The organism is Leifsonia tongyongensis (genome assembly GCF_010686705.1).
Classification (GTDB): Bacteria; Actinomycetota; Actinomycetes; order Actinomycetales; family Microbacteriaceae; genus Diaminobutyricibacter; species Diaminobutyricibacter tongyongensis.
Window position 1 is genome coordinate 79161 of sequence record NZ_JAAGWY010000003.1, and the last position, 23004, is coordinate 102164.

General features: G+C 67.0%; 23 protein-coding genes and 1 riboswitch. Of the genes, 4 read left to right on the forward strand and 19 right to left on the reverse strand.

The genetic code is table 11. The features are described 5' to 3' along the window. Position 1 precedes the first annotated feature (1 nt). From G3T36_RS13840 to G3T36_RS13875, 8 genes are all read right to left on the reverse strand, one after another. Complete coding sequence (locus tag G3T36_RS13840) at positions 2-289, reverse strand: putative quinol monooxygenase (RefSeq protein WP_163290410.1); 288 nt, start codon at positions 287-289, stop codon at positions 2-4. Continuing rightward, a complete protein-coding gene (locus tag G3T36_RS13845) occupies positions 289-783 on the reverse strand; it encodes an SRPBCC domain-containing protein (RefSeq protein ID WP_163290411.1) in 495 nt (164 codons plus the stop codon). The genes G3T36_RS13840 and G3T36_RS13845 overlap by 1 nt, the downstream gene beginning before the upstream one ends. Further along, complete coding sequence (locus tag G3T36_RS13850) at positions 780-1151, reverse strand: ArsR/SmtB family transcription factor (RefSeq protein WP_163290412.1); 372 nt, start codon at positions 1149-1151, stop codon at positions 780-782. The genes G3T36_RS13845 and G3T36_RS13850 overlap by 4 nt, the downstream gene beginning before the upstream one ends. Before the next feature lie 144 nt (positions 1152-1295). Beyond that, positions 1296-1775: a 6,7-dimethyl-8-ribityllumazine synthase gene (gene ribH / locus G3T36_RS13855; protein WP_163290413.1), complete on the reverse strand. Its 480-nt coding sequence runs from the start codon at positions 1773-1775 to the stop codon at positions 1296-1298. Beyond that, positions 1772-3058, reverse strand: coding sequence for a GTP cyclohydrolase II (ribA, locus tag G3T36_RS13860; protein WP_163290414.1), 1287 nt, complete (start codon positions 3056-3058; stop codon positions 1772-1774). The genes ribH and ribA overlap by 4 nt, the downstream gene beginning before the upstream one ends. Further along, the gene (locus tag G3T36_RS13865) at positions 3055-3708 is read right to left on the reverse strand and encodes a riboflavin synthase (protein ID WP_163290415.1); all 654 of its coding nucleotides are present in this window, start codon (positions 3706-3708) and stop codon (positions 3055-3057) included. The genes ribA and G3T36_RS13865 overlap by 4 nt, the downstream gene beginning before the upstream one ends. Positions 3709-3710: 2 nt before the next feature. Next, a complete protein-coding gene (gene ribD, locus G3T36_RS13870) occupies positions 3711-4760 on the reverse strand; it encodes a bifunctional diaminohydroxyphosphoribosylaminopyrimidine deaminase/5-amino-6-(5-phosphoribosylamino)uracil reductase RibD (protein WP_240148546.1) in 1050 nt (349 codons plus the stop codon). A gap of 89 nt (positions 4761-4849) precedes the next feature. Next, positions 4850-5015: riboswitch (FMN riboswitch) on the reverse strand. Between the two features lie 67 nt (positions 5016-5082). Continuing rightward, positions 5083-6063, reverse strand: a complete 981-nt coding sequence (locus G3T36_RS13875; protein ID WP_163290416.1) for a sugar-binding transcriptional regulator — start codon at positions 6061-6063, stop codon at positions 5083-5085. Positions 6064-6174: 111 nt separating this feature from the next. On the opposite strand from G3T36_RS13875, the gene G3T36_RS13880 reads away from it, so the two are divergent. The 3 genes from G3T36_RS13880 (at position 6175) to glpK (ending at position 10425) form a co-directional block, all read left to right on the forward strand. Beyond that, positions 6175-7920, forward strand: a complete 1746-nt coding sequence (locus tag G3T36_RS13880; RefSeq protein ID WP_163290417.1) for an FAD-dependent oxidoreductase — start codon at positions 6175-6177, stop codon at positions 7918-7920. A 132-nt stretch (positions 7921-8052) separates the two neighbouring features. Next, entirely contained in the window at positions 8053-8826 is a 774-nt protein-coding gene (locus G3T36_RS13885) for an aquaporin (protein ID WP_163290418.1), read from the forward strand. Positions 8827-8910: 84 nt separating this feature from the next. Next, positions 8911-10425, forward strand: a complete 1515-nt coding sequence (gene glpK / locus G3T36_RS13890; RefSeq protein ID WP_163290419.1) for a glycerol kinase GlpK — start codon at positions 8911-8913, stop codon at positions 10423-10425. 117 nt (positions 10426-10542) lie between these two features. Here glpK and G3T36_RS13895 read toward each other — a convergent pair whose 3' ends face one another. The 5 genes from G3T36_RS13895 to G3T36_RS13915 form a co-directional block, all read right to left on the reverse strand. After that, entirely contained in the window at positions 10543-11328 is a 786-nt protein-coding gene (locus G3T36_RS13895) for an HAD family hydrolase (protein ID WP_163290420.1), read from the reverse strand. Continuing rightward, on the reverse strand, positions 11325-11912 hold the full coding sequence (locus tag G3T36_RS13900) for a GNAT family N-acetyltransferase (protein WP_163290421.1): 588 nt from the start codon (positions 11910-11912) through the stop codon (positions 11325-11327). The genes G3T36_RS13895 and G3T36_RS13900 overlap by 4 nt, the downstream gene beginning before the upstream one ends. A 1-nt stretch (position 11913) precedes the next feature. Continuing rightward, a complete protein-coding gene (trpS, locus tag G3T36_RS13905) occupies positions 11914-12924 on the reverse strand; it encodes a tryptophan--tRNA ligase (protein WP_163290422.1) in 1011 nt (336 codons plus the stop codon). A 69-nt stretch (positions 12925-12993) separates the two neighbouring features. Next, on the reverse strand, positions 12994-13842 hold the full coding sequence (locus G3T36_RS13910) for an exodeoxyribonuclease III (protein ID WP_163290423.1): 849 nt from the start codon (positions 13840-13842) through the stop codon (positions 12994-12996). A 9-nt stretch (positions 13843-13851) separates the two neighbouring features. Next, positions 13852-15093: a YihY/virulence factor BrkB family protein gene (locus tag G3T36_RS13915; RefSeq protein WP_338031587.1), complete on the reverse strand. Its 1242-nt coding sequence runs from the start codon at positions 15091-15093 to the stop codon at positions 13852-13854. 118 nt (positions 15094-15211) lie between these two features. Between G3T36_RS13915 and ptsP the strand changes: the two genes are divergently transcribed. After that, positions 15212-16861 carry a phosphoenolpyruvate--protein phosphotransferase gene (gene ptsP / locus G3T36_RS13920; RefSeq protein WP_193571231.1) on the forward strand — a complete coding sequence of 550 codons (1650 nt, stop codon included), beginning with the start codon at positions 15212-15214 and terminating at the stop codon, positions 16859-16861. 133 nt (positions 16862-16994) lie between these two features. On the opposite strand, the gene G3T36_RS13925 is transcribed toward ptsP, so the two are convergent. The 6 genes from G3T36_RS13925 to G3T36_RS13950 form a co-directional block, all read right to left on the reverse strand. After that, the gene (locus G3T36_RS13925) at positions 16995-17756 is read right to left on the reverse strand and encodes a succinate dehydrogenase iron-sulfur subunit (RefSeq protein ID WP_163290424.1); all 762 of its coding nucleotides are present in this window, start codon (positions 17754-17756) and stop codon (positions 16995-16997) included. Further along, the gene (gene sdhA, locus G3T36_RS13930; protein ID WP_163290425.1) at positions 17756-19558 is read right to left on the reverse strand and encodes a succinate dehydrogenase flavoprotein subunit; all 1803 of its coding nucleotides are present in this window, start codon (positions 19556-19558) and stop codon (positions 17756-17758) included. The genes G3T36_RS13925 and sdhA overlap by 1 nt, the downstream gene beginning before the upstream one ends. Before the next feature lie 51 nt (positions 19559-19609). Then, the gene (locus G3T36_RS13935; RefSeq protein WP_163290426.1) at positions 19610-20056 is read right to left on the reverse strand and encodes a succinate dehydrogenase hydrophobic membrane anchor subunit; all 447 of its coding nucleotides are present in this window, start codon (positions 20054-20056) and stop codon (positions 19610-19612) included. A gap of 2 nt (positions 20057-20058) precedes the next feature. Beyond that, a complete protein-coding gene (gene sdhC / locus G3T36_RS13940; protein WP_420811050.1) occupies positions 20059-20478 on the reverse strand; it encodes a succinate dehydrogenase, cytochrome b556 subunit in 420 nt (139 codons plus the stop codon). Positions 20479-20626: 148 nt separating this feature from the next. Next, positions 20627-21766, reverse strand: a complete 1140-nt coding sequence (locus tag G3T36_RS13945; RefSeq protein ID WP_163290427.1) for a magnesium and cobalt transport protein CorA — start codon at positions 21764-21766, stop codon at positions 20627-20629. Between the two features lie 69 nt (positions 21767-21835). After that, the gene (locus G3T36_RS13950; RefSeq protein ID WP_163290428.1) at positions 21836-22984 is read right to left on the reverse strand and encodes a glycosyltransferase family 4 protein; all 1149 of its coding nucleotides are present in this window, start codon (positions 22982-22984) and stop codon (positions 21836-21838) included. Positions 22985-23004 lie beyond the last annotated feature (20 nt).

Consider the following 23004-nt stretch of genomic DNA (forward strand, 5'->3'; position numbering starts at 1 on the left):
ACTAGGGCCTCCCCGACTCGAGGTAGATCGTTTCGGGCGGGGACGCCCACCACACGTCGAACGGGTCACCGGCGACGGCAGCGAAGATCGTGCCCGCTGCCGCCTCGAACGCCGCGCGTGATTCCCAGATCGCGATTCCGACCAGCCGGTCGCCGTCGATCTCCGCCCAGTCGTCGATCCGGATCAGGCCGGCAGAACCACGCGCGGCCGCGTCCACGCGCTGCATGGATGCCCGCAGCGCTTCACGATGTTCCGGATGCGGATGGTGGATGGCGAGGTGGGTGAACATCAGGCGTCGGCATTGACGGCGCGGGCCGCATCCGCATACCAGCCGAGAAGTTCGTTCCAGCCCTCCTCGTAGCCCCGGTCGTAGCCGTCGGCGCCGTGTCCGACGCGATCCCAGCCGGAATGCACGACGGTCACGAGTGTGCCGTCGTCGACCGGCTCGAACCGGATGTCGACCTGCGTCGACGTGCCGTCCTCCCAGCCGTCCTCGCGCCAGGTGTATGCCAGATGCTTGCCGGGGACCCAGTCGGTTATGCGCCCGATCTCGAGGGCGTCGTCTCCGGCTTCGTCGTACACCTCCCGGAGCGCGCCGCCGAGGCCCGGTTCGAATTCGAGGCGGAGGCCCCGCGCCGAGTCGTTCCAATAGTGGGTGCCGCGCCGCCACCACGTGCCGATCTGCTCGGTGAATACGCGGAAGGCCGTGTTCTCGTCGGCGCGGACGATGATGGATGCCAGGGCGACGGCACTCGCGTCGCTCGTGGCCTGTTCTTCGCTCATCTTGATTTCCCTTCGTGCCTGCTGCCCGCATCCGCCTGCGCATCCGCCTGCCGGGCCACTTCGGCCGCGTAGGCTTCGAGCTGGTCGCGCCAGAACGCCTGCACCTGGTCGAGCCAGGCGCCCAGGTCGCCGAACGGTTCGCGACGGAGTCGGTACAGCTTCACCCGGGCGTCGTCGTCGACCCGGGTCTCCTCGATGAGGCCGGCTTTGCGCAGGACGCGCAGGTGCCGGCTGATGGTCGGCGCGGCGACGGGAAACGCGTCGGCCACGGCCCCGGCGCGCATCGGCTCCTTCACGAGGAGTTCGACGATGCGCCGACGGGTCGGGTCGGCGAGCGCATCCCACGCCGCATCCAATTGTGTAGCCATGGAGACAATATATAGCTGATTCGCTAATAAAAGAAGACCCGACCGTACCTCCCCACAGGAAAGCCCGCCAGTACGGTACGTCACCCCCGCGTCGAGCGGGCGGGCATGCACCGAACTGGCGGGCTTACGGCCGATGACCGGTGGCTAGCGCGCGGCGAGCCCCCGCAACACGACAGCGGTCGCCAGCGCAGCGTGCGCGGCCTCCGCCCCTTTGTCCTCCTTCGAGCCGGGCAGCCCGGCGCGGTCGAGTCCCTGCTGCTCGTCGTCGAGGGTGAGCACGCCGAAGCCGACCGGCCTGCCGGTGTCGAGGGCAACGCGGGTGAGCCCGTCCGTCGCCGCAGCGCTCACGTACTCGAAGTGGGGTGTGCCGCCACGGATGATCACGCCGAGGGCGACCACCGCATCCGCGCCGTTCTCCAGCGCAGCCTTGCTCGCGACCGGCAGCTCGAAGCTGCCGGGGACACGCACGATCGAGTACGTCGCACCGGACCCCGTGAGCACTCGCTCGGCCCCGGCGATGAGGCCATCGGTGATCTCTTCGTGCCAGGTTCCGGCCACGACCACGACGGTCAGTCCCGTCCCGTCGATCGGCTCCAGGGCGTCCGGTGCCCCCGCTCCGCTCATCGTGCTGTCCCTTCCGCCGACGTCTGCAGGGTGTCTGCGAGCTGGCTGTCCGTGATCGAGTGACCCATCCGGTCGCGCTTGGTCTCGAGGTAGCTCTCGTTGAAGGCTCCGACACCGACGACGAGCGGCACGCGCTCGGTGACCTCGATGCCGCGCTCTTCGAGCTGGCGCACCTTCTCGGGGTTGTTGGTCAGCAGGCGGACCGACTCGATGCCGAGGTCCTGCAGGATGGCCGTCGCCGCACCGTAGTCGCGGGCGTCGATCGGCAGGCCCAGTGCGAGGTTCGCATCGAGGGTGTCGAGGCCGTCCTCCTGGAGACGGTAGGCGCGCAGCTTGTTGATGAGTCCGATCCCACGGCCTTCGTGGCCACGCAGGTAGACGACCACCCCGCCCTCGCGCTGGATGACCTCCAGGGCCGCATCCAGCTGGGGCCCGCACTCGCATTTCAATGAGCCGAACGCTTCGCCGGTCAGGCACTCGGAGTGCACCCGGACGAGCGTGCCCGTGCTGGAGGGGCGACCCGCGACGATGGCGACATGGTCGGCGCCGGTCATCCGGTCGCGGTACGCACGCATGGTGAACGGTCCGTGCTCGGTCGGCACGGTCGTCTCCACCTCGAAGATCACGCGCGACGACTCCGGGATCGGCGTGACCGACGCCAGCTGCTGGTCGCAGTGGAATTCCTGCAGGTACGCGATCAGTGCCTCGATGGTGATCACGAGCACGCCATCGCGCTCGCCGAGCTCGATGAGCCCGGGAAGGCGCATCATCTCGCCGTCGTCCGCGACGATCTCGGCGATCGCCGCGACCGGGGTGAGCCCAGCCAGCTTGAGCAGGTCGACCGCCGCCTCGGTGTGGCCGTCACGTTCGCGCACGCCGCCGTCGACGGCACGGAGCGGCAGGATGTGGCCGGGGCGGTGCAGGCTTTCGGGCGTCGACTCGATGTCGGAGAGCACGCGCAGCGTGTGTGCGCGGTCGGCGGCGCTGATGCCGGTGCTGAGCCTGTCGGCGGCGTCGACGCTGACCGTGTAGTTCGTGCCGCGTGCATCCTCGTTGTTGGCCACCATGACCGGGAGGTCGAGACGGTCGGCGATCTCGTTCGTCATCGGAGCGCAGATGAACCCGGACGAGTTGCGCACCGTCCAGGCGATCCACTCCTGGCTGGCGAGCTCGGCGGCGATGATCACGTCGCCCTCGTTCTCGCGGCTCTCATTGTCCGCGACGATGATCGGCCTGCCGGCACGCAGCTCGGTGAGGGCCTGGGGGATGGTGGCGAGACTCATGCTTCGCTCCTCGTACTGGTGGTTTCGGTCACGAGCGCGGGCGCAGCGTAGCCGAGGCTCAGCATGCGCTCCACATGCCGGGCCAGGATGTCGGTTTCGATGTTGACGCGATCGCCCACGACGCGGTCGCCGAGGGTGGTCGCCTGAAGGGTCTCGGGGATGAGCGACACGTCGAACCAGCCGTCGGTGAGGCCGCCGCCTACTGCACTCACGGTGAGGGAGACGCCGTCGATCGCTATCGAGCCTTTGCGAACGACGAGTGGCGCATGCTCGGCATCGAGGCTGAGCCGGACCACCCGCCACGCACTCCCGTCGGTGATCGAGAGCACGGTCGCCGTGCCGTCGATGTGCCCCTGCACGATGTGGCCGCCGAGGCGGTCCCCGACCTGTGCCGCGCGTTCGAGATTCACGCGTCGCCCGGGTTCGACCCGGTCCAGCGTGCTCATCGCGAGCGTCTCGGCCATCACGTCGGCGGTGAAGGATTCGTCGGTCTGGTCGATCACCGTCAGGCAGACGCCGCTCACCGAGATCGAGTCGCCGTGTCGCGCGCCGGTCACGGCGAGTGGCCCGCGGACGGTGACGCGTGCCGCGTCGTCCGCCCAGTCGACGGCGGTGATCTCGCCGAGTTCTTCGATGATGCCGGTGAACATGCCTAGACTCCTTCTTTCACGGTGGATGCTGGGGCGCGCCGGGGCCGTGCCGTGACGAGCAGGTCGGCTCCGAGTTGCTCGACGGAGACGATGTCGAGTCGTCGCTGCTCGCCGATCGTGGCAACGCCGATGTCGCCGAGCGCGAGCTTGTCGCCGCCGATCAGCGACGGAGCGAGATAGATGAGGTATTCGTCGACGAGGCCGGCCGCGACGAACGCACTCACCAGGGTGGGCCCTCCTTCGACGTACGCCCGGCGAAAGCCGCGCGCGCGCAGGTCGCGGAGCACGTCGGCGACGTCGTGCGTCGCGATCAGGATGGGCCGGCGGGGGTGGCGGAACACTGCGGCGTCGGAGGGGATGCTGCGGGTTCCCACGATCACCGGGGTCGGCTGGGCCGCGAGCAGCTCTCCGCCGTCCCCGCGCGCCGTGAGGCTCGGATCGTCGGCCAGCACGGTGCCGGTGCCCACGAGAATGGCGTCGGAGCCTTCTCGCTGCTCATGCACGCGCTGGCGGGCCGCCGTTCCGGTGATCCACTGGCTGGTGCCGTCCGCAGCGGCGATCCGCCCGTCCAGGCTGCTGGCCCATTTGACGGTCACGTGCGGCCGGCCGAGGCGCGCGGCCGTCAGCCAGTCGTCGAGGAAGTCGTCGACGGCGTCGGCGAGCACACCCGAGATCACGTCGACGCCCGCGGCCCGCAGCCGCGCTGCGCCACCGCCGGATGCGTGGCCGGGGTCGCTGACGGCGTAGACGACGCGCGCAACACCGGCTTCGATGAGGGCGACCGAACACGGACCGGTGTGGCCGGTGTGGTTGCAGGGTTCGAGGGTGACGACGGCGGTGGTGCCCCGGGCTCCGCCGTGGGGCAGCTTGCTGAGCGCGTCGACTTCGGCGTGCGCAGTCCCGACACCACGGTGCCAGCCCTCTGCGACGACCGAGCCGTCCGCGGCGATGATCACGCAGCCGACACGGGGATTGATGCCGGTGGCGGGCCCGTTGTGTGCGAGCTCGAGCGCGCGCGACATCGCTGCTTCGTAGCCGCCTGGCTCGGGCATCCGGATCCCATCTCTCGTTTCGAGACGCTCCGGGGTGGTGGTGACGTCGGCCGCCACCGTCACAGATGGATCGCTCGCGCGCTCCACTGCTCGTGCTGCCTCCCATCCGGACTGAGGCTCCGGGCGATCTCTCGCACGCAACCATTACCGTCGGTGCCGGAATTCCACCGGCTCAGCAGGCCGACGCTTTTCGTCGTCGTCCCGCTCGCGGACTATCACCGCCGGTTCGGACTCTCACCGACCCCGGAGCACGTTACTGCTTCTGAGTGTAGATCAACGCGTGGAGCCGCCGACTATTCCCGCCCTGAGACGGAATAGCGCCTCAGGTTCCCGCCGCGGCGACGAGCGCCCGGGCCGTGCCCTCGTCGACGATCAGGTCGGTGATCAGCTCGGCCGCAAGGGCCCCGCGGAGGCTGTGCACCTTGGAGGGCCCGGAGACGACGCACACCCGCCGCGGGGCCCGTTTGATCAGGTCGATGTCCGGACCGCTTGCGCGCTCGTTCAGGGGGATGCCGTGGTGGCTGCCGTCCTCGCGGAAGAAGACGGTGGCCACGTCCCCGACCACGCCGGATTCGTTGAGCGCCGCATAATCGCTCGCCTCGAGGTAGCCGCCGGCGTAGACGTGCGAGCGGACCTCCGAGAAGGGGGAGCCGAGGCCGAAGATCGCCACCTCCATCCGGCTCTGGATGTCGAGGATGCGCCGGGTGCTCCGCTCGCGCCACATGGCCTGCTTCGTCAGAGGGTCGTCGAAGAGCGCCGGCACCGGAAACTCCTGGATCGTACCGGCGAAGGCGTCGCCGAAGCGGCGCAGGATCTCGCTGGCGTACAGCACGCCGGTGGTGTTCGTGTTGCCGGCGCCGTTGAGCTGGACGAATTCGAGGTTGTGGAGATCCTTCGGAATGAGATGGCGGCTGAGGGCGCTGATGGTGGAGCCCCAGGCGATTCCGACGGTCATGTTGGAGTCGATGAAGCGGTCGAGAATTCGTGCAGCGGAGATGGCTACGCGCTCCAGCCGGTCGACATCGCTGATGTTCACCGGCACGGGAACGATGTGGGTGGCGATGCCGTACCGATCGTGGATGATCTGCTGGGTCCGGGAGGCGCCCTCGTTCGGTGTGGCGATCTGGATGGTGACGAGACCGGATGCGCGCGCATAGCTGAGGAGCCGGGAGACACTGGACCGCGACGTGTGCATCTCACGGGCGATCGCCTCCATGGTGAGATCCTGCATGTAGTACAGGTGCCCGGCTTTGAGGGCATCCCTGACCCTCTCCGGCAGGTTGTCCGTCGCGGGTTGAGCCATCTGAACCTCCTTGCACGTATGTGCATTGCGCTTGAACAATCTTGTCGGCTTTCTCAGACTATAGCTGCGCGCCGCCCAGCGCGCGACGTCAGGAGACACGGGTAGGAAACAGTGACAACGCAGTCAGAGACGGCAGGCGAACTCAGGAGCGACGTCGAGAGCATCCGCGAACGGCCGACGGCCCAGGTGCTCATCATCGGCGGGGGGATCAACGGTCTCGGAACGTTCCGCGACCTGGCACTTCAAGGCGTCGATGTCGTCCTCGTGGAACGCAACGACTACGCATCCGGCGCCTCCGCGGCGTCCAGCCACATGATCCACGGGGGCATCCGCTATCTCGAGAACGGCGAATTCCGTCTCGTGCGCGAGTCGGTCACCGAGCGCAACGGGTTGCTGAAGATCGCACCGCACTACGTGAAGCCGCTCAAGACGACCATCCCGATCTTCTCGACCTTCTCGGGGATCCTGGCCGCCCCCCTGCGCTTCCTCACACACAAACAGGGCAGCACCAAAGAGCGCGGCGCCTTCCTGATCAAGACCGGCCTGACGCTCTACGACTCCTTCTCGCGCGACGGGGGGTCGGTGCCGCGGCACCAGTTCGTCGGACGCACCCGGTCGCTCGCCGCCCAGCCGGAGCTCAACCCCGGCATCAAATACACGGCGACCTACTTCGATGCGTCCGTGCACGATCCTGAGCGGCTCGCCCTCGACGTGCTGAACGACGGCAGGGCGACCGGCCCGCGCGCTCGTTCAGCCAACTATGTGGAGGCGATCGGAACACGCGACGGCGGGGTTCTCGTACGCGACCGGGTGTCGGGAACGGAGTTCGTGGTCACGGCCGAGGTGGTCGTCAACACCTCGGGCCCCTGGACGGACCTCACGAACGCCGCACTCGGCCGTCCCACCGAATACATGGGGGGCACCAAGGGCTCGCACATCGTGCTCGACAACCCGGCCCTGCTCGATGCGTGCAAAGGCCGTGAGATGTTCTTCGAGAACGACGACGGCCGCATCGTGCTCATCTATCCCTTGAAGGGCAAGGTGATGGTCGGCACCACCGACCTCGAGGCCGACATGGCGGTCCCGGCCGTGTGCACCGATGACGAGATCGAGTACTTCATCGAACTGGTCGCGCACGTTTTCCCAGACATCGCGGTCGAACGCTCACAGATCGTCTACACGTTCTCGGGGGTGCGCCCGCTGCCGCACCACGACGACACACAGCCGGGATTCGTCTCTCGCGACTACCGGATCGTGCCCGGCACGCTGCCCGGCCTCGACGGCACGAGCGTCCTCAGCCTGGTCGGCGGCAAATGGACCACGTTCCGCGCATTGAGCGAACACCTCGCCGGCGACGTCCTCACCGTACTCGGCGTGGACCGGACCGTCTGGACCGCGGGGCTCGCGATCGGCGGCGGGGTCGGCTATCCGGCCACCGAGAGCGCACGACGCGACTGGATCGCGCGGTACGGAGCGGACGTGGGCACGGAACGGGCCGGAATCCTGCTCACGCGGTACGGGACGTCGGCGAAAACGCTCATCGAAGCACTCGCCGGGTTCGACGACGCGCCCCTCGCATCCGCCCCGTCCTACACCCGAGGCGAGATCGACCATCTCGTGCGCACCGAGCATGTGGTGCACCTCTCCGACGTGTTCCTGCGTCGCACGAGTCTCGCCTTCACGGGGTCGGTAAATCGTGCCGTGGTCAGCGAAATCAGCGAAATCGTGGCGGATGCGCTCGGATGGTCGCATTCCAAGCGGGTGGAGGAGGAAGATGCGTTTATAGCGGAACTATCAACTGCACACGGGGTCTACCTCGGGACCGGCGACGGGAGCGAGGTTCGGGCCCTCCGATAATGCACGAACGTGCATTGCCCGGTCCTTGTCGTAGAGGGCTCGACGCGAATAGCGTTCCAGTTGCCCACCTTCGATCTGGGCTGAACAAGGCGCACCGAGGGTGCGATTCAACTGAAAAACTGGAAGGTCAATGTGGACAATCTCGGCATAGATTTCTTGTCGGAGGTCGCGGGCACTGCGATGCTCGTCCTCCTCGGCACCTCAGTGGTCGCCAACGTCGCCCTCATCAAGACGAAGGGATACAACGGCGGCTTCCTGATGGTGACCATCGGGTGGGGCCTCGCGGTGTTCTCCGGTGTCGTCGTTGCATACAACTCCGGCGCTCACCTGAACCCTGCTGTGACCCTGGGACTCGTCGCGAACGGTGCGAAGACATTCGGATCCGCTGCGCTGCACACGCTGGTGCCCGTCAATATAGGAACGATCCTGACGTACATCGCAGGCCAGTTCCTCGGTGCGATCATCGGAGCCGTCATCACCTGGCTCGCCTACAAGCAGCACTTCGACGAGGAGCCGGAACCCGCCAACAAGCTCGGCGTGTTCTCCACGGGCCCTGCCATCCGCAGCTACGGGTGGAACCTGGTCACCGAGATCATCGGCACCTTCGTCCTGGTGTTCGTCGTGATCGCATTCGGCCACCAGTCGCCCGGTGTCGGGCTCTCCGCGCTCGGCGCGCTGCCCGTCGCCCTGCTGGTCATCGCGATCGGTGCCTCCCTCGGTGGCCCGACCGGATACGCCATCAACCCGGCCCGTGACCTCGGTCCGCGCATCGCCCACTTCTTCCTGCCCATCCGGGGCAAGGGATCGAGCGACTGGGCGTACTCGTGGGTTCCCGTGGTCGGGCCGGTCATCGGGGGTGTCCTCGCCGGCCTGCTGGCGATGTGGATCCTGCCGATCATCAAATAGAAGTCACCTGGAAGGGCGTCGCTCCGGTTCCGGTAGCCGGAGCCGGAGCGTGCCCGCCACACCTCACCACCAAAGGAGTTACCTATGAGCGACTACGTTGTCGCCATCGACCAGGGGACCACCAGTTCTCGGGCGATCATCTTCGACAAGTCGGGCTCGATCGTATCGACCGGGCAGTTGGAGCACGAGCAGATCTTCCCGCAGGCCGGCTGGGTCGAACACAATCCTGTCGAGATCTGGAACAACGTTCGCGAGGTCATCGGCCAGGCGCTTTCCAAGGCCGACCTCACGCGCCACGACATCGCAGCGGTCGGGATCACCAACCAGCGCGAGACAGCCGTCGTGTGGGACAAGAACACCGGCGAACCGGTCTACAACGCCATCGTCTGGCAGGACACCCGCACCCAGCCCATCGTCGACCGCCTAGCGGCCGATGGAGGAGTGGAGCGCTTCAAGCAGATCGTCGGGCTTCCGCTCGCGACCTACTTCTCCGGCACGAAGATCATGTGGATCCTCGAGAACGTCGAAGGCGCCCGCGAACGCGCCGAGGCCGGCGACCTGCTGTTCGGAAACACGGATGCCTGGGTTCTGTGGAACCTGACCGGTGGACCGGACGGCGGCGTCCACGCCACCGATGTCACGAACGCGTCGCGCACGATGTTCATGGACCTCGAGACGCTGACCTGGCGCGACGACATCCTCGACATCTTCGGAGTTCCGAAGTCGATGATGCCCGCGATCAAGGCATCCTCGGAGGTCTACGGAACGGTCGAGGCCTCGAGCCTTCTTCGCGAGGTGCCTGTCGCGGGCATCCTGGGCGACCAGCAGGCGGCGACCTTCGGCCAGGCGGCGTTCGACCCCGGCGAGTCGAAGAACACCTACGGCACCGGCAATTTCCTCATCTTCAACACGGGTGAGGAGATCGTCCACTCCAAGAACGGCCTGCTGACGACGCTCGGCTACAAGCTGGGTGACGACAAGCCGCACTACGCTCTCGAGGGCTCCATCGCTGTCACCGGTTCGCTCGTGCAGTGGCTGCGCGACAATCTGGGCCTCATCTCCAGTGCGCCCGAGATCGAAGAGCTGGCGAAGACGGTCGAGGACAACGGCGGCGCCTACTTCGTGCCGGCGTTCTCCGGCTTGTTCGCGCCGTACTGGCGATCGGATGCACGTGGAGCGCTCGTCGGCCTCACCCGCTATGTCAACAAGGGGCACATCGCTCGCGCCGCGCTGGAGGCAACGGCCTTCCAGACGCGCGAAGTACTCGATGCGGTCAACGCCGACTCCGGCGTCGACCTGACGGAGCTGAAGGTGGACGGCGGCATGATCGCCAACAACACCCTCATGCAGTTCCAGGCGGACATCCTGGGTGTGCCGGTCGTGCGGCCGGTCGTCGCCGAGACCACCGCACTGGGCGCCGCGTACGCGGCCGGCCTTGCGGTGGGCTTCTGGGAGAACCTGGACGACCTGCGCAAGAACTGGCAGGAGGACAGCCGCTGGACCCCGAAGATGGACGCCGCAGAACGCGATCGTCAGCTGCGCCTGTGGAAGAAGGCCGTCACGAAGACCTTCGACTGGGTCGACGACGACGTCCGCTGACGCGGCCGTCGCCGTCGCCCTGGGGCAGTGCTTGTTGGTGCGCCGCCGCCGCTGCGGCGCACCGACGACGTGAAGTAACTGTCGAGCGAGAATCGCCGTTCGCGCCGAGAAGACCCGTTATTCGGGCGACTCTCGGCGGGGGCGGCGATTCTCGCTCACGGGGATCGGCGCCAGGACGGCCGGCAGGTCGGCGAGGGAGCGGATCTCGACGACAGCGGATGCGCGCGCCTCGGCCGCGTCGGACGGATCGGGCGCGACCGCCGTGCGGTTCAGCCAGATTCCTGTGAGGCCCGCCCGGGCGGCCCCAATTGCGTCGGTGCGCAGACGATCGCCGACATAGGCGGCGTCGGCGGGTTCGACGCCGAACACGTCGCAGGCGTGAACGAAGATGGCGGCGTCAGGCTTGACCGCGCCGACATCCCCGGATGCGACGATCCGGTCGATACGTGCATCCAGCCCCACCGCGGTCACCTTCCGCGTCTGGTACGCGAGGTCACCGTTCGTGATCAGCCCGAAACGAATGCCGGGGATCCGTTGCTCGAGCTCGTCGAGGCACGGAAGCGTGTCGTCGTGCAGCGCCCAATTCTCCACGTAGCGCTCGAAGTACGTCGCGAACCAGACACTCGCAGCGTCGTCGTCGAGTGCGACCCCGTGCCGGGCCGCGAAGTCCCGGGCCCTGGCACGGCGTTGGCCCTCGAAATCGAGCCGGCCGGCGAGGTAGTCGTGGTAGTGGGATTCCTCGAGATCGTGCCAGAAAGCGACGGTCGTCGCTGCATCGAGCTCACCGTAGGGCGCACCCAGACGTGCTACGTGCGCCTGGATGCCGTTCGCGACGGCCGCGCGATGGGCGAACAGCGTGTCGTCGAGGTCGAAGAGCACGACCTTCGGCGGGAGCCGCGTCATGCGAAGGTCTCGCTGGGCCAGCCGGGAGCGGGGGCGCGGGGATCGTCGCGCAGGAGTGCCGCAGACCAGTCGTCGAGCCGCTCGCCGCGCCGCACGCCACCGAGGCGCCGGGTGCCTTCGAACCGGAACCCGGCCCCTCGGGCGACGGCCGCCGACGGAAGGTTGCCGGTGAATGCATGCCACTCGATACGCCGCAGCCCGAGGCCGCCCTGCGCCGCCGGCGCGAACGCGTGATCGCAGACAAGTTCGACGGCGGCGGTCATGAGGCCGCGACCTCTCGATGGAGCAGCGAGCCAGTAACCGATTTCGGCCGCGCCTTCGGCGATACCGTTGAGCCCGATCATTCCCCGGAGTTCGTCGGCAGGTTCACGCCTGATCGCCCAGGTCGCCATGGACCCCGTCACCCAGCCGGCCGGTACGACGTCAAGGATGAAGTGGAGCGCGTCCGTCCGTTCGTAGGGGCTCGGCACCGTCGTCCAGCGCTGAACGTCGGGATCGCGGCAGTACTCGGTCACCAGCTCGACATCGGACTCATCGGGCATGGACAGCGTCACCCGATCGCCCGACAACGTCACGCCCTTCATATCAGCGAACCGGGCGCAGCAATCCGACGCGGTCGTACGCCTTCGCCAGTGTCACTTCGGCCACCTCGCTGGCACGGCCGGCGTTGACGGCCAGGATGCGGTCGAGTTCCGCCGGATCGTCGAGGAGCGCGAGAGTGCGCTCGCGGATAGGCCCGAACGTCGACACGACGACTTCTGCGAGGCCTTTCTTGAAGTCGCCGTAGCCACGGCCCGCGTACTCGTCTTCCAGCGAATCGACGCTGCGATCGGCCAGCACCGAATAGATCGTGAGGAGGTTGGAGATGCCGGGCTTGTTCTCGCGATCGAACGCGACGACCCCGTCGGTGTCCGTCACCGCGCGCATGATCTTCTTCGCGTTCACCGACGGCTCGTCGAGCATCCAGATCACGCCGGCGTGTGATTCGGCCGACTTGGACATCTTCGCGGTGGGGTTCTGGAGGTCGTAGATCTTCGCCGTCTCTTTCAGGATCATCGCCTCGGGGATGACGAAGGTGTCGCCGAACCGGCTGTTGAACCGGGCAGCGAGGTCCCGCGTCAGCTCGACGTGCTGGCGCTGGTCGTCGCCGACCGGGACGATCTCGGCATCGTAGAGCAGGATGTCGGCCGCCATGAGTACGGGGTAGGCGAAAAGGCCGACCGACGTCGCATCCGTTCCCTGCTTGGCCGACTTGTCTTTGAACTGGGTCATCCGGGCGGCCTCGCCGAATCCGGTGATCGTGTTGAGTACCCAGGCGAGCTCGGCATGGGCCGGGACGTGCGACTGGACGTAGAGCGTCGACTGGGAGGGATCGATGCCCGCGGCGATGTATTGCGCTGCGGTCCGTCTCGTCTGCTCACGCAGGGCGTGCGGATCCTGTGGAACCGTGATGGCGTGAAGGTCGACGACCGAGAAGAACGCGTCGTGGTCGCGCTGCAGTTCCTTCCACTGGAGCAGTGCTCCGATGTAGTTGCCGATCTGCAGCGAATCGGCGGACGGCTGCATACCCGAGTAGAGGCGGGGGAGTTGTGTCATGTGAACCTCGAGGAGCGAGGATCCGCGAGTGACTTTTGCCGGCGGATCGATGTGGAAGGGGGACGAGTGTCAGAGCGCGTAATCGACGACGACCGGGGTGTGATCGGACCATCGCTCGTCGTAGGACGCCGCTCGGTCGACCGAGCAGTCGACGACGGTCGCCGCGAGAGCGGGCGTGGCCAGCTGGTAGTCGATGCGCCAGCCGGAGTCGTTGTCGAAAGCCTGACCGCGCCACGTCCACCAGGTGTACGGGCCATCGATCTCGCCGGCGCATTTGCGGCCGACGTCGACCCAGCCCAGGCCCCCGCCCGCGTTGTAGTCGTCTTCGCCCTCAGCCCCCACGATGCGGTCGAAGTAGGCGCGTTCCTCGGGCAGGAACCCTGCACGCTTCACGTTGCCCTTCCAATTGCGGATGTCGAGGGTGCGATGGCCGACGTTGAGATCGCCCATGACGACGGCATAGTCGCTGTGCCGCTGGAGCTCGGGCAGGCGCTGAAGCATCGCGTCGAGGAATCGGAACTTCTCGTCCTGCTTCGGGGATCCGGCTTCGCCCGAGTGGACGTAGGCGCTCACGACCGTGACGATCTTGCCGTCGACCTCGTAGTCGGCTTCGAGCCACCGCCCTGCGCTGTCGAAGTCGTCAGGCCCGAGAACGACGCGGTGGATGTTCGCCTTCGAGCGGCTCGCGATGGCGACGCCTGCGCGGCCCTTGGCCGTCGCGGGGTCGTGGAGGATGTCCCACTCGGGCCCGAGAAGCTGCTGGACGTCTTCGGTCGTCGCGCGCACTTCCTGGATGGCGAGGATGTCGACATCCCTGCTGTCCAGCCATGCGCCCATGCCTTTGCGGTAGGCGGCCCGGATGCCGTTCGTGTTGATCGTGGCGATGCGCAGGGGTCTGGCAGGTCGGGACGAAGGCATGCAGCCAGTTTAGTGAGAACCTCCGACGCCGCCTTCGTCGAGTGCGTCGTTGAGCACGTTCTGGGCGCGCTCCACCCTGCGCTGCGCAGCGAGCCGCTGCCACCAGCGCGCGCGGGCCAGGTCGTCCTTCGCATCGTCGAGCTCAGCGCGGGCGACGATGACGCGGGCCTGGTGCTCCTGGGCCGCCTCCTCGGCTGCGCGCTGCTCCGGAGTGACGATGCGTGGCGAAATGCCCTTGTCGAACATCCCGATCGCGATCCAGGACCCCGACAACAGCATCACCCGCGAGGTCAGGTTGAACCAGATCAGCAGACCGACGAAGACCGCGAACGTGGCGAGCAGCGGGTTCTTGTTGGCCGTGCCGAGGAGCAGCCCTCCGAGAAAGCTCAGGGCGGAGAGCGTGGCGGCGCCGAGCAGCGAACCGAAGAACAGGTTGCGCCAGGGGATCGCCACGCGCGACAGCACGCGGAACATCGTGCCGAGCACGACGATGTTCAGCAGCAGCGAGATCAGGATGCCCGAGAACTGGGTGAGCGCGTTCGACCAGAACGAATCCTGGTCGAGGCCGAGAACCCTCAGCACGAACGCGGCCGCCTCGGTGCTGACGATCATCAGCACGCCCGAGAGGATCAGTACGAAGCCGAACGCGACGGCCAGGCCGAGGTCCCGGATCTTCTGGAGGACGTAGTTCGTCGTATCCCTCGACAGGCCGAAGATCGCGCGTACGGCCTGCCGCGTGTAGAAGAGCCAGCTGATCGCCGTCCACAGGAGGCTGATCGCGGCGATGACGCCCGTCCAGCCGAAGGTGGTGGTGGTCGTCGTCAGGTCCTGGGGCTTGATCACGCCATCCGGGCCGATGAGCCCGGGAATCGCATTGTTGATGATCTCGGCGATCGCATGCAGAAGCTGTTCGTTGCCGACGAGCCAGATCCCCGCAAGCGAGAAGCCGAGCCAGATGGCCGCGAAGATCGCGAACAGTGCCTGGAAGCCCATCCCGGCCGCGCGCAGGTTTCCGTCGCTGTGCGAGAAGTTGATGTACACCCGGTAGGGCTTGAAGGCTTTGACCCACCGGGTCATGCGGGAGACCTGGGCCGCGGGCTTCTCGAGCCGTGCCTTCACCGGCTCTGAGACGTTCTCGAAGGTCTCCTTGACGTGCTCTTCGCTCGCGTGAAGACGCTCCCTGACTTCGTCGGCCCGCGAGCGGGCGCGTTGGGGCGCAGGCGGGATGCTCGCCGTCTTCTTCTCGCTCACGGCGCCAGCCTAGCGAGCGAGCACGCGGGCAGATACGGATCATGGTCGTCCCGTCGGATGCGCCATGGCGGACGCCAGTCGGGGCGGCCTAGGCTGGCTTCGATGGGAGGCCGAAATCATGGAGGTCACAGGCATCGGGGTGGGTCGGGGAATCGCGGTCGGCCCGGTGCTCAGAATGCCTGAGCCGCTCCCCGAACCCGCGGACATCGCATCCGAGAACGAGCCGCTGGTGGAACTGGAGCGGGCATCCGCAGCGCTGAACGAGACGACGGAAGACCTGAACGTGCTGGGCGCACGGGCCGGCGGGGATGCGAAGGACGTCCTCGAAGCGCAGGCGCTCATGGCACAGGATCCCGCTGTGCTCGAGGACATCGAGGAACGGATCGGCAGCGGAAAGACGGCCGAGCGAGCTGTCTTCGAGGCGTTCCGCGCCTACCAGTACGTGCTCGAATCGATGGGCGGCTACCTGGCCGGACGTGGTGCCGACCTCAAAGATGTGGCGCAGCGCGTGGTCGCGCACCTTCAGCGTGTTCCGCTGCCGGGTGTCCCCGTTTCGGACACGCCCTTCGTGCTCGTCGCAGGGGATCTCGCCCCGGCCGACACCGCCCTGCTCGACCTCGACAAGGTGCTGGCCCTCGTCACCCGTGACGGCGGCCCCACCTCGCACACGGCGATCCTCGCGCGGGCGAAAGGAATCGTGGCCGTCGTCGGCGCGATCGGGGCCGACGACCTCACCGACGGTATGACCGTCATCGTCGACGCTTCGACGGGCAACATCGTCGTGAATCCGAGTGCGGCCGCGATCGCACAGGTCGAGGAGCGCCGGTCGGCCCACGCCGCCAGCGCACCGCTCACGCCCGGTGCGCTCGCGGACGGCACTCCGGTGTCGCTCCTCGCTAATCTCGGATCCCCCGGCGAGGCCCAGGCAGCCGTCGCACTCGGTGCTGAGGGCGTCGGGCTGTTCCGAACCGAGTTCCTGTTCCTCGACGCGGCGCAGGCGCCCAGTGTCGAGGAGCAGCGGGTGCAGTACCTCGCGCTCCTCGACGCCTTTCCCGGCAAGAAGGTGACCGTGAGGGTGCTCGACGCCGGTGCCGACAAGCCGCTCGCGTTCCTCGGGGAGACCCACGAGGAGAATCCTGCCCTCGGGCGCCGGGGGATCCGGGCGCTCCGTGATGCGGAACCCGTGCTACGGGATCAATTGCAGGCGCTCGCCGAGGCGTCCGCGCAGTCCGAGGCCGACCTGTGGGTGATGGCGCCGATGGTCGCCGACGCGGGGGAGACCGAGTACTTCGTGTCGCTCGCCCGCGAGTTCGGCCTGAAGACGGTCGGCATCACAGCGGAGGTGCCCGCCGCGGCGATCCTCGCAGACCAGATCGCCGAACGCACGGACTTCGTCAGCATCGGAACGAACGATCTCACGCAATACACGATGGCGGCCGACCGCCTGCTCGGCTCCGTGGCGTCATACCAGGATCCGTGGCATCCCGCCGTCCTCCGCATGATCAAGTCGATCGGACAAGCGGGAAGGGCGCTCGGCAAGCCGGTCGGGGTCTGCGGCGAATCGGCGGCTGATCCGCTGCTCGCGGTCGTGCTCGTGGGGCTCGGTGCGACCGACCTGTCGATGACGGCGGCAGCGCTGGCGGATGTGCGTGCCGAACTGCTTCGCCACACGCTCGCCGAGGCCCAGGACCTCGCCGCTCGAGCAGTGGCAGCGACCAGCGCCGCCGACGCGCGCGCCGTCGTCTCCGCGGCCATCAGCGGCTCGTAGCCGCCGCTTTCGCGTCGGTCATACGGCGACCGCACTCGTTACTTTCCAGCGCACCTGGTTGTACGAGTGCGCTCGGAAACAACTCGTGCGGCTAGGGGTAGGAAAGCGTTAGAAACGGTCCACTGGACCGTTTCTAACGCTTTCCCCGCATGATCGCCTGCTTGACCTCTGCGATGGCCTGGGTGACCTGGATGCCGCGCGGGCACGCATCCGTGCAGTTGAACGTCGTGCGGCAGCGCCACACACCCTCTTTGTCGTTGAGGATGTCGAGCCGCACCTGCGAAGCGTCGTCGCGCGAGTCGAAGATGAACCGGTGGGCGTTGACGATCGCCGCCGGGCCGAAGTACTGCCCGTCCGTCCAGAAGACGGGGCACGACGAGGTGCACGCCGCGCACAGGATGCACTTGGTCGTGTCGTCGAAGCGGGCGCGATCGGTGACCGACTGGATGCGCTCCTTGCCCTCAGGCGGAGTCGAACTGGCGATGAGGAACGGCTGGACCTCGCGGTACGACGCGAAGAACGGCTCCATGTCGACGATGAGATCCTTCTCGAGCGGAAGTCCCTTGATGGCCTCGACATAGATCGGCTTCGAGATGTCGAGGTCTTTGATCAGGGTCTTGCAGGCGAGTCGGTTGCGTCCGTTGATCCGCATCGCGTCCGAGCCGCAGATGCCGTGCGCGCAGGAGCGGCGGAAGGTCAGCGAGCCGTCCTGCTCCCACTTGATCTTGTGCAGAGCGTCGAGGATGCGGTCCGTCGGGTACATCTCGACGTCGAAATCCTGCCAGCGCGGCTCGGTGTCGACGTCGGGGTCGAACCGGCGGATGATCAGGGTGACGGTGAACGACTGGATGGGAGCCTCGGGCGCGGGCGGGGTCTCGAGTACGGCGGTCGACATCAGTACTTCCTCTCCATCGGCTGGTAACGCGTGACGACGACCGGTTTCCAGTCGAGCCGGATGTGGTCGGCGGCGTCGGACGAGTGGGGATCGCCTGACAGGTACGCCATCGTGTGCTTCATGTAGTTCTCGTCGTCGCGCTTGGGGAAGTCGTCGCGCATATGGCCCCCGCGGCTCTCTTCGCGGTTGCGCGCCGAGTAGACGACGACCTCGGCGAGGTCGAGGAGGAAGCCGAGCTCGACGGCTTCGAGCAGGTCGGTGTTGTACCGCTTGCCTTTGTCCTGCACGGCGATGTTGCGGTAGCGCTCGCGCAGGCGGTGGATGGTCCCCGTCACCTTATCGAGCGACTCGTCGGTGCGGAACACCTGGGCGTTCTTGTCCATCTCGTCTTGCAGCTCCTTGCGGATGGCCGCGATCCGCTCGGTGCCGGTGCCGGAGCGCAGCCCCTCGATCAGCTCGCGAACCGCGCGCGCCGGGTCTTCGGGCAGCGGGACAGCCGTCGCGGTCTTGACGTACTCGACAGCGTTGTTGCCGGCGCGCTTGCCGAACACGTTGATGTCGAGCAGCGAGTTGGTGCCCAGGCGGTTGGAGCCGTGCACGGAGACGCAGGCGCACTCGCCGGCGGCGTACAGCCCTGGCACGACGGTGGTGTTGTCGCGCAGTACCTCGGCGTTGTTGTTCGTCGGGATGCCACCCATCGCATAGTGCGCCGTCGGCATCACGGGAACCGGCTCGACCACCGGGTCGACGCCGAGGTAGGTACGGGCGAACTCGGTGATGTCGGGCAGCTTCGTCTCGAGCACTTCGGCGCCGAGGTGGGTGCAGTCGAGAAGCACGTAGTCCTTGTGCGGGCCGGCTCCTCGGCCTTCGGCGACCTCCTGGACCATGCAGCGGGCGACGATGTCGCGCGGCGCGAGGTCTTTGATGGTCGGCGCGTAGCGCTCCATGAAGCGCTCGCCGCTCGCATTGCGGAGGATCGCGCCCTCACCGCGGGCGCCTTCGGTGAGCAGGATGCCGAGGCCGGCGAGGCCGGTCGGGTGGAACTGGAAGAACTCCATGTCCTCGAGCGGGAGGCCCTTGCGCCAGATGATGCCGACGCCGTCACCGGTGAGGGTGTGCGCGTTGGACGTCGTCTTGTAGATCTTGCCGAAGCCGCCGGTCGCGAAGATGATCGCCTTCGAGTGGAAGACGTGCAGTTCACCGGATGCGAGCTCGTAGGCGACGACGCCCGCAGGCTGCTGAACGCCATCGACCTCGTTCATGATGACGTCGAGCACGTAGAACTCGTTGAAGAAATTGATGCCGAGCCTGACGCAGTTCTGGAACAGTGTCTGCAGGATCATGTGGCCGGTGCGGTCGGCCGCGTAGCAGGCGCGTCGCACCGGAGCCTTGCCGTGGTCGCGCGTGTGGCCGCCGAATCGCCGCTGGTCGATCTTGCCTTCCGGCGTGCGGTTGAACGGCAGGCCCATGTTCTCGAGGTCGATGACCGCGTCGATGGCTTCCTTGGCCAGGATCTCGGCCGCATCCTGGTCGACCAGGTAGTCGCCGCCCTTGACGGTATCGAAGGTGTGCCACTCCCAGCTGTCCTCTTCGACGTTCGCGAGGGCCGCAGCCATACCGCCCTGTGCCGCACCGGTGTGCGACCGAGTGGGGTAGAGCTTCGAGATCACTGCCGTGCGTGCGCCAGGACCCGCCTCGATCGCCGCGCGCATTCCCGCGCCTCCTGCGCCGACGATGACGATGTCGAACTCGTGGTAGTGGACGCCGTCGATGACGGTCGATTCGGTCGTTTCAGTTGTCACTGCTTTTCCGTATGTCGGTGGGCTGGGTGGCTGACGTCAGGCCTGGCCGGTTTACTTCACCGGGCAGAACGAGGCGACGAGGTCGGCGGGGGCGCCGGCCGGGCACGGGTCGAAGGTGAAGATCACGAGGGTTCCGAGGACGACCAGGACGACGACCGCTGCGAGGATCGCCCACTTCAGGATGCGGTTGACGACGCGGTTGTACGCGTAGTCGTTGACGAGGGTGCGCATCCCGTTCCCGCCGTGGATGAGCGCCAGCCACAGCATCAGGAGATCCCAGACCTGCCAGAACGGGGTGGCGTACTTGCCGCCGATGAACGCGAAGTCGATCTGCTTCACGCCCTGGCCGAGCACGACGTTGATCAGCAGGTGGCCGAAGATCAGGATGATCAGCACGAGGCCGGAGGCCCGCATGTAGATCCAGCCCCATTTCTCCCAGTTGACACCGCCCTTGCGTGCCGGGCGGGCAGGAGTGCGGGGCGCGTCGATGGTCGTCATGATCAGTTGCCCCCCTCGGAGAAGATGTGCATGAGCTGAACCGGCACGAAGCCGGCCATCAGCACGACCCAGATCACGATGACGATCCAGAACATGAGCTTCTGGTACTTGACGCCCTTGCTCCAGAAGTCGATGAGGATGATCCGCAGGCCGTTGAAGGCGTGGAACACGATGGCCCCGACGAGCGCGATCTCGCCGAGCCCCATGATCGGGTTCTTATAGGTGCCGATCACTGCGTTGTAGGCCTGTGGGCTCACACGGATGAGCGACGTGTCGAGAACGTGGACCAGGAGGAAGAAGAAGATCGCGACTCCGGTGATGCGGTGGAGCACCCACGACCACATGCCCTCGCGGCCTCTGTACAGCGTGCCCCCGGGCCGAGTCTTCTTCGGCTGCAGGGTTCCTGCCGCTTGATTCGACACGAACAACCCTCCCTGGTTGTGATCACGGTTGTCCGCGTGGAGAACCGGAAGAAGCGCAGAACGCGCGCCATCAGTCTATGACGGCTTCACGGTGCCACGCTGCTTAGGCCGCCCTAACTGTCTCGATGTCAAGACAGTTGGGCAGCCGTCACATCCAGTTGCGCTTCTTGAAGATCCAGTACAGGCTCACGCTCAGCGTGACCATCGCCAGGATGGCGAGCGGATAGCCGAGCGGCCAGTGCAGCTCGGGCATGTTGTCGAAGTTCATCCCGTAGACGCCGGCGATGAGCGTCGGAGCGAACAGGATGGCCGCCCACGACGAGACCTTCTTGACCTCTTCGCCTTGCCGGTGGCTGGAATGGGCCAGCCGGGTCATCTCCTCGTTCTGGCGCTCGGCGACCAGCGTGGAATTGACCGTCAGGATGTCGCGGAGCAGCTGCCTGAACCCGTCCACGCGCTCATTGACCTGGATGAGGTGGTCGGCGACGTCGCGCAGCCCGCGCTCCAATTCCTGGGTCACCCCGTATTTGATCGAGCCGTGCTCGAGGGCGATCATCACGGTGGTCAGCGGATGCGTCGCCCTCTGGAAGTCGATGACCTCGCGCGACAGCTCGTAGATGCGCCGGGACACCAGGGCGTCACCGCCGAACACCTGCGTCTCGATCTCGTCGATGTCGTTGGCGAGACCCGCGACGACCGGGCCGTAGCCGTCGACGACGGCGTCGATGATCGCGTACAGGATGGCCTGGGTGCCGAGGGCGAGCAGTTCGGGCTCGCTCTCCATGCGGTGTCGCACATGCGACAGGTCGGGCGATTCGCTGTGCCTGACCGTGATCACGAAGTTGGGACCGACGAAGACGTGCAGTTCGCCGAAGTCGACCTCCTCAGGGACGTCGAGGTAGCTGGCGGCCTTGAGGACGACGAAGAGCACATCGTCGTACCGCTCGAGCTTGGGTCGCTGGTGGGCGATGATGGCGTCTTCGACGGCCAGCTCGTGAAGCCCGAACTCGTCGGCGAGCGAGAGGAGCTCCTGCTCGGTCGGCCGGTAGAGGCCGATCCACGCGACCCCGCCCGGGGTGGCGTCCAGAGCGTGGTAGGTCTCGGCCAGGCTCATCGGCGATGCAACGCGCTTCCCTTCGGAATAGATGGCGCTGTCGACCATGCTCCGGCGCCGCTGCGCGGTCTCAGGCGTCGCATCCGTGACCGTATTCGACGGAGGGTCCACCCGTCGCGCTCGCTGCACGAAGGACGGCATCGGGATGCCGCGTCGCGTCGTGTTGTGGGCCATGGGTCACCTCCGTGTGCTCGCTTGGGCACCCCAACTGTAGACCCACCCGCTGGAGCTTGACCCGATTGCTCATACCAGGGTGTTCAAGGGATCCCCGACGGAAAGTACGCGGTCCACGATGACCCGCTCGTAGTGTCCGACCAGTTCCTCGCACACCGACTCCCACGTACGACCGAGAACGGCCCGCCTGCCTGCTTCGCCCATGCGGCGGCGAAGGGGTGCATCCGCCGCCAGTGCCGCCACGGATGCGCGCAGGTCGTGGTCGTCGGCGGGTGAGAAGAGGTACCCGTCGATGCCGGGCTCGACGAGGTCGATCGGTCCGCCGGCCCGCGGCGCGACCACAGGGAGGCCGCTCGCGTGGGCTTCCTGCACGGTCTGGCCGAAGGTCTCCTCGGTGCCCGTGTGCACGAAGATGTCGAAGCTCGCGTAGGCCGCCGCCAGATCAGCTCCGCCGAGACGGCCGAGCATGGTCACGGGCATCCCGCGGAGTTCCTTCTCAACGACGGGCACGTACGGTCCGTCGCCGACGATCGCGAGATGGATGCCGGGGATGCCGCGCAGGCTCCGCAGCCGCTCGACCTGCTTCTCGGCGGCGATCCTCCCGACGTACCCGATGACCACCTCGCCGTCGGGCGAGAGGAGTTCGCGCAGCGCCCGGGTCGCCTGCGTGAACCGGTTGTTCGGGTGATAGCGCACGAGGTCGACACCGCGGCCCCAGCGGGCCAGCCGCGGAATGCCGGCGGCCTCCAGGTCGGCTTGCGACGCCGAGGACGGGACGAGGGTGAGGTCGGCGCCCTCGTGAACCCAGCGCACGAACCGCCAGGCGATGGACGAGGCCAGCCCGACACCGTGCCGCATCGTGTAGCCGGCCACGTCGGTCTGGAAGACGGCGACGGATGCGACACCGAGCCGGTTCGCAGCGGCGATGCCCTGCGCGCCGAGGAGGAACGGAGAGGCGGCATGCAGCACATCCGGTGCGAAGCGGGTCAGGATGCGCTGGACGAGTGGGTTCGGAAGCCCCACGGGGAACTGGCGGTAGGCGAGTGCGGGCACGGTGTGAACGGCGTAACCCGCATATTCGGAGGGTGCGCCGGCGTCCGGGCAGATCACGATCGCTTCGTGCCCGGTTGCCGCCAGATGGTCGAGCACCTTGCACACACTGTTGGTCACACCGTTGACGGTGGGCAGGAAGCTCTCGGTGACGACCGCGACGCGCATGCTGCGACGCTAACCACGCG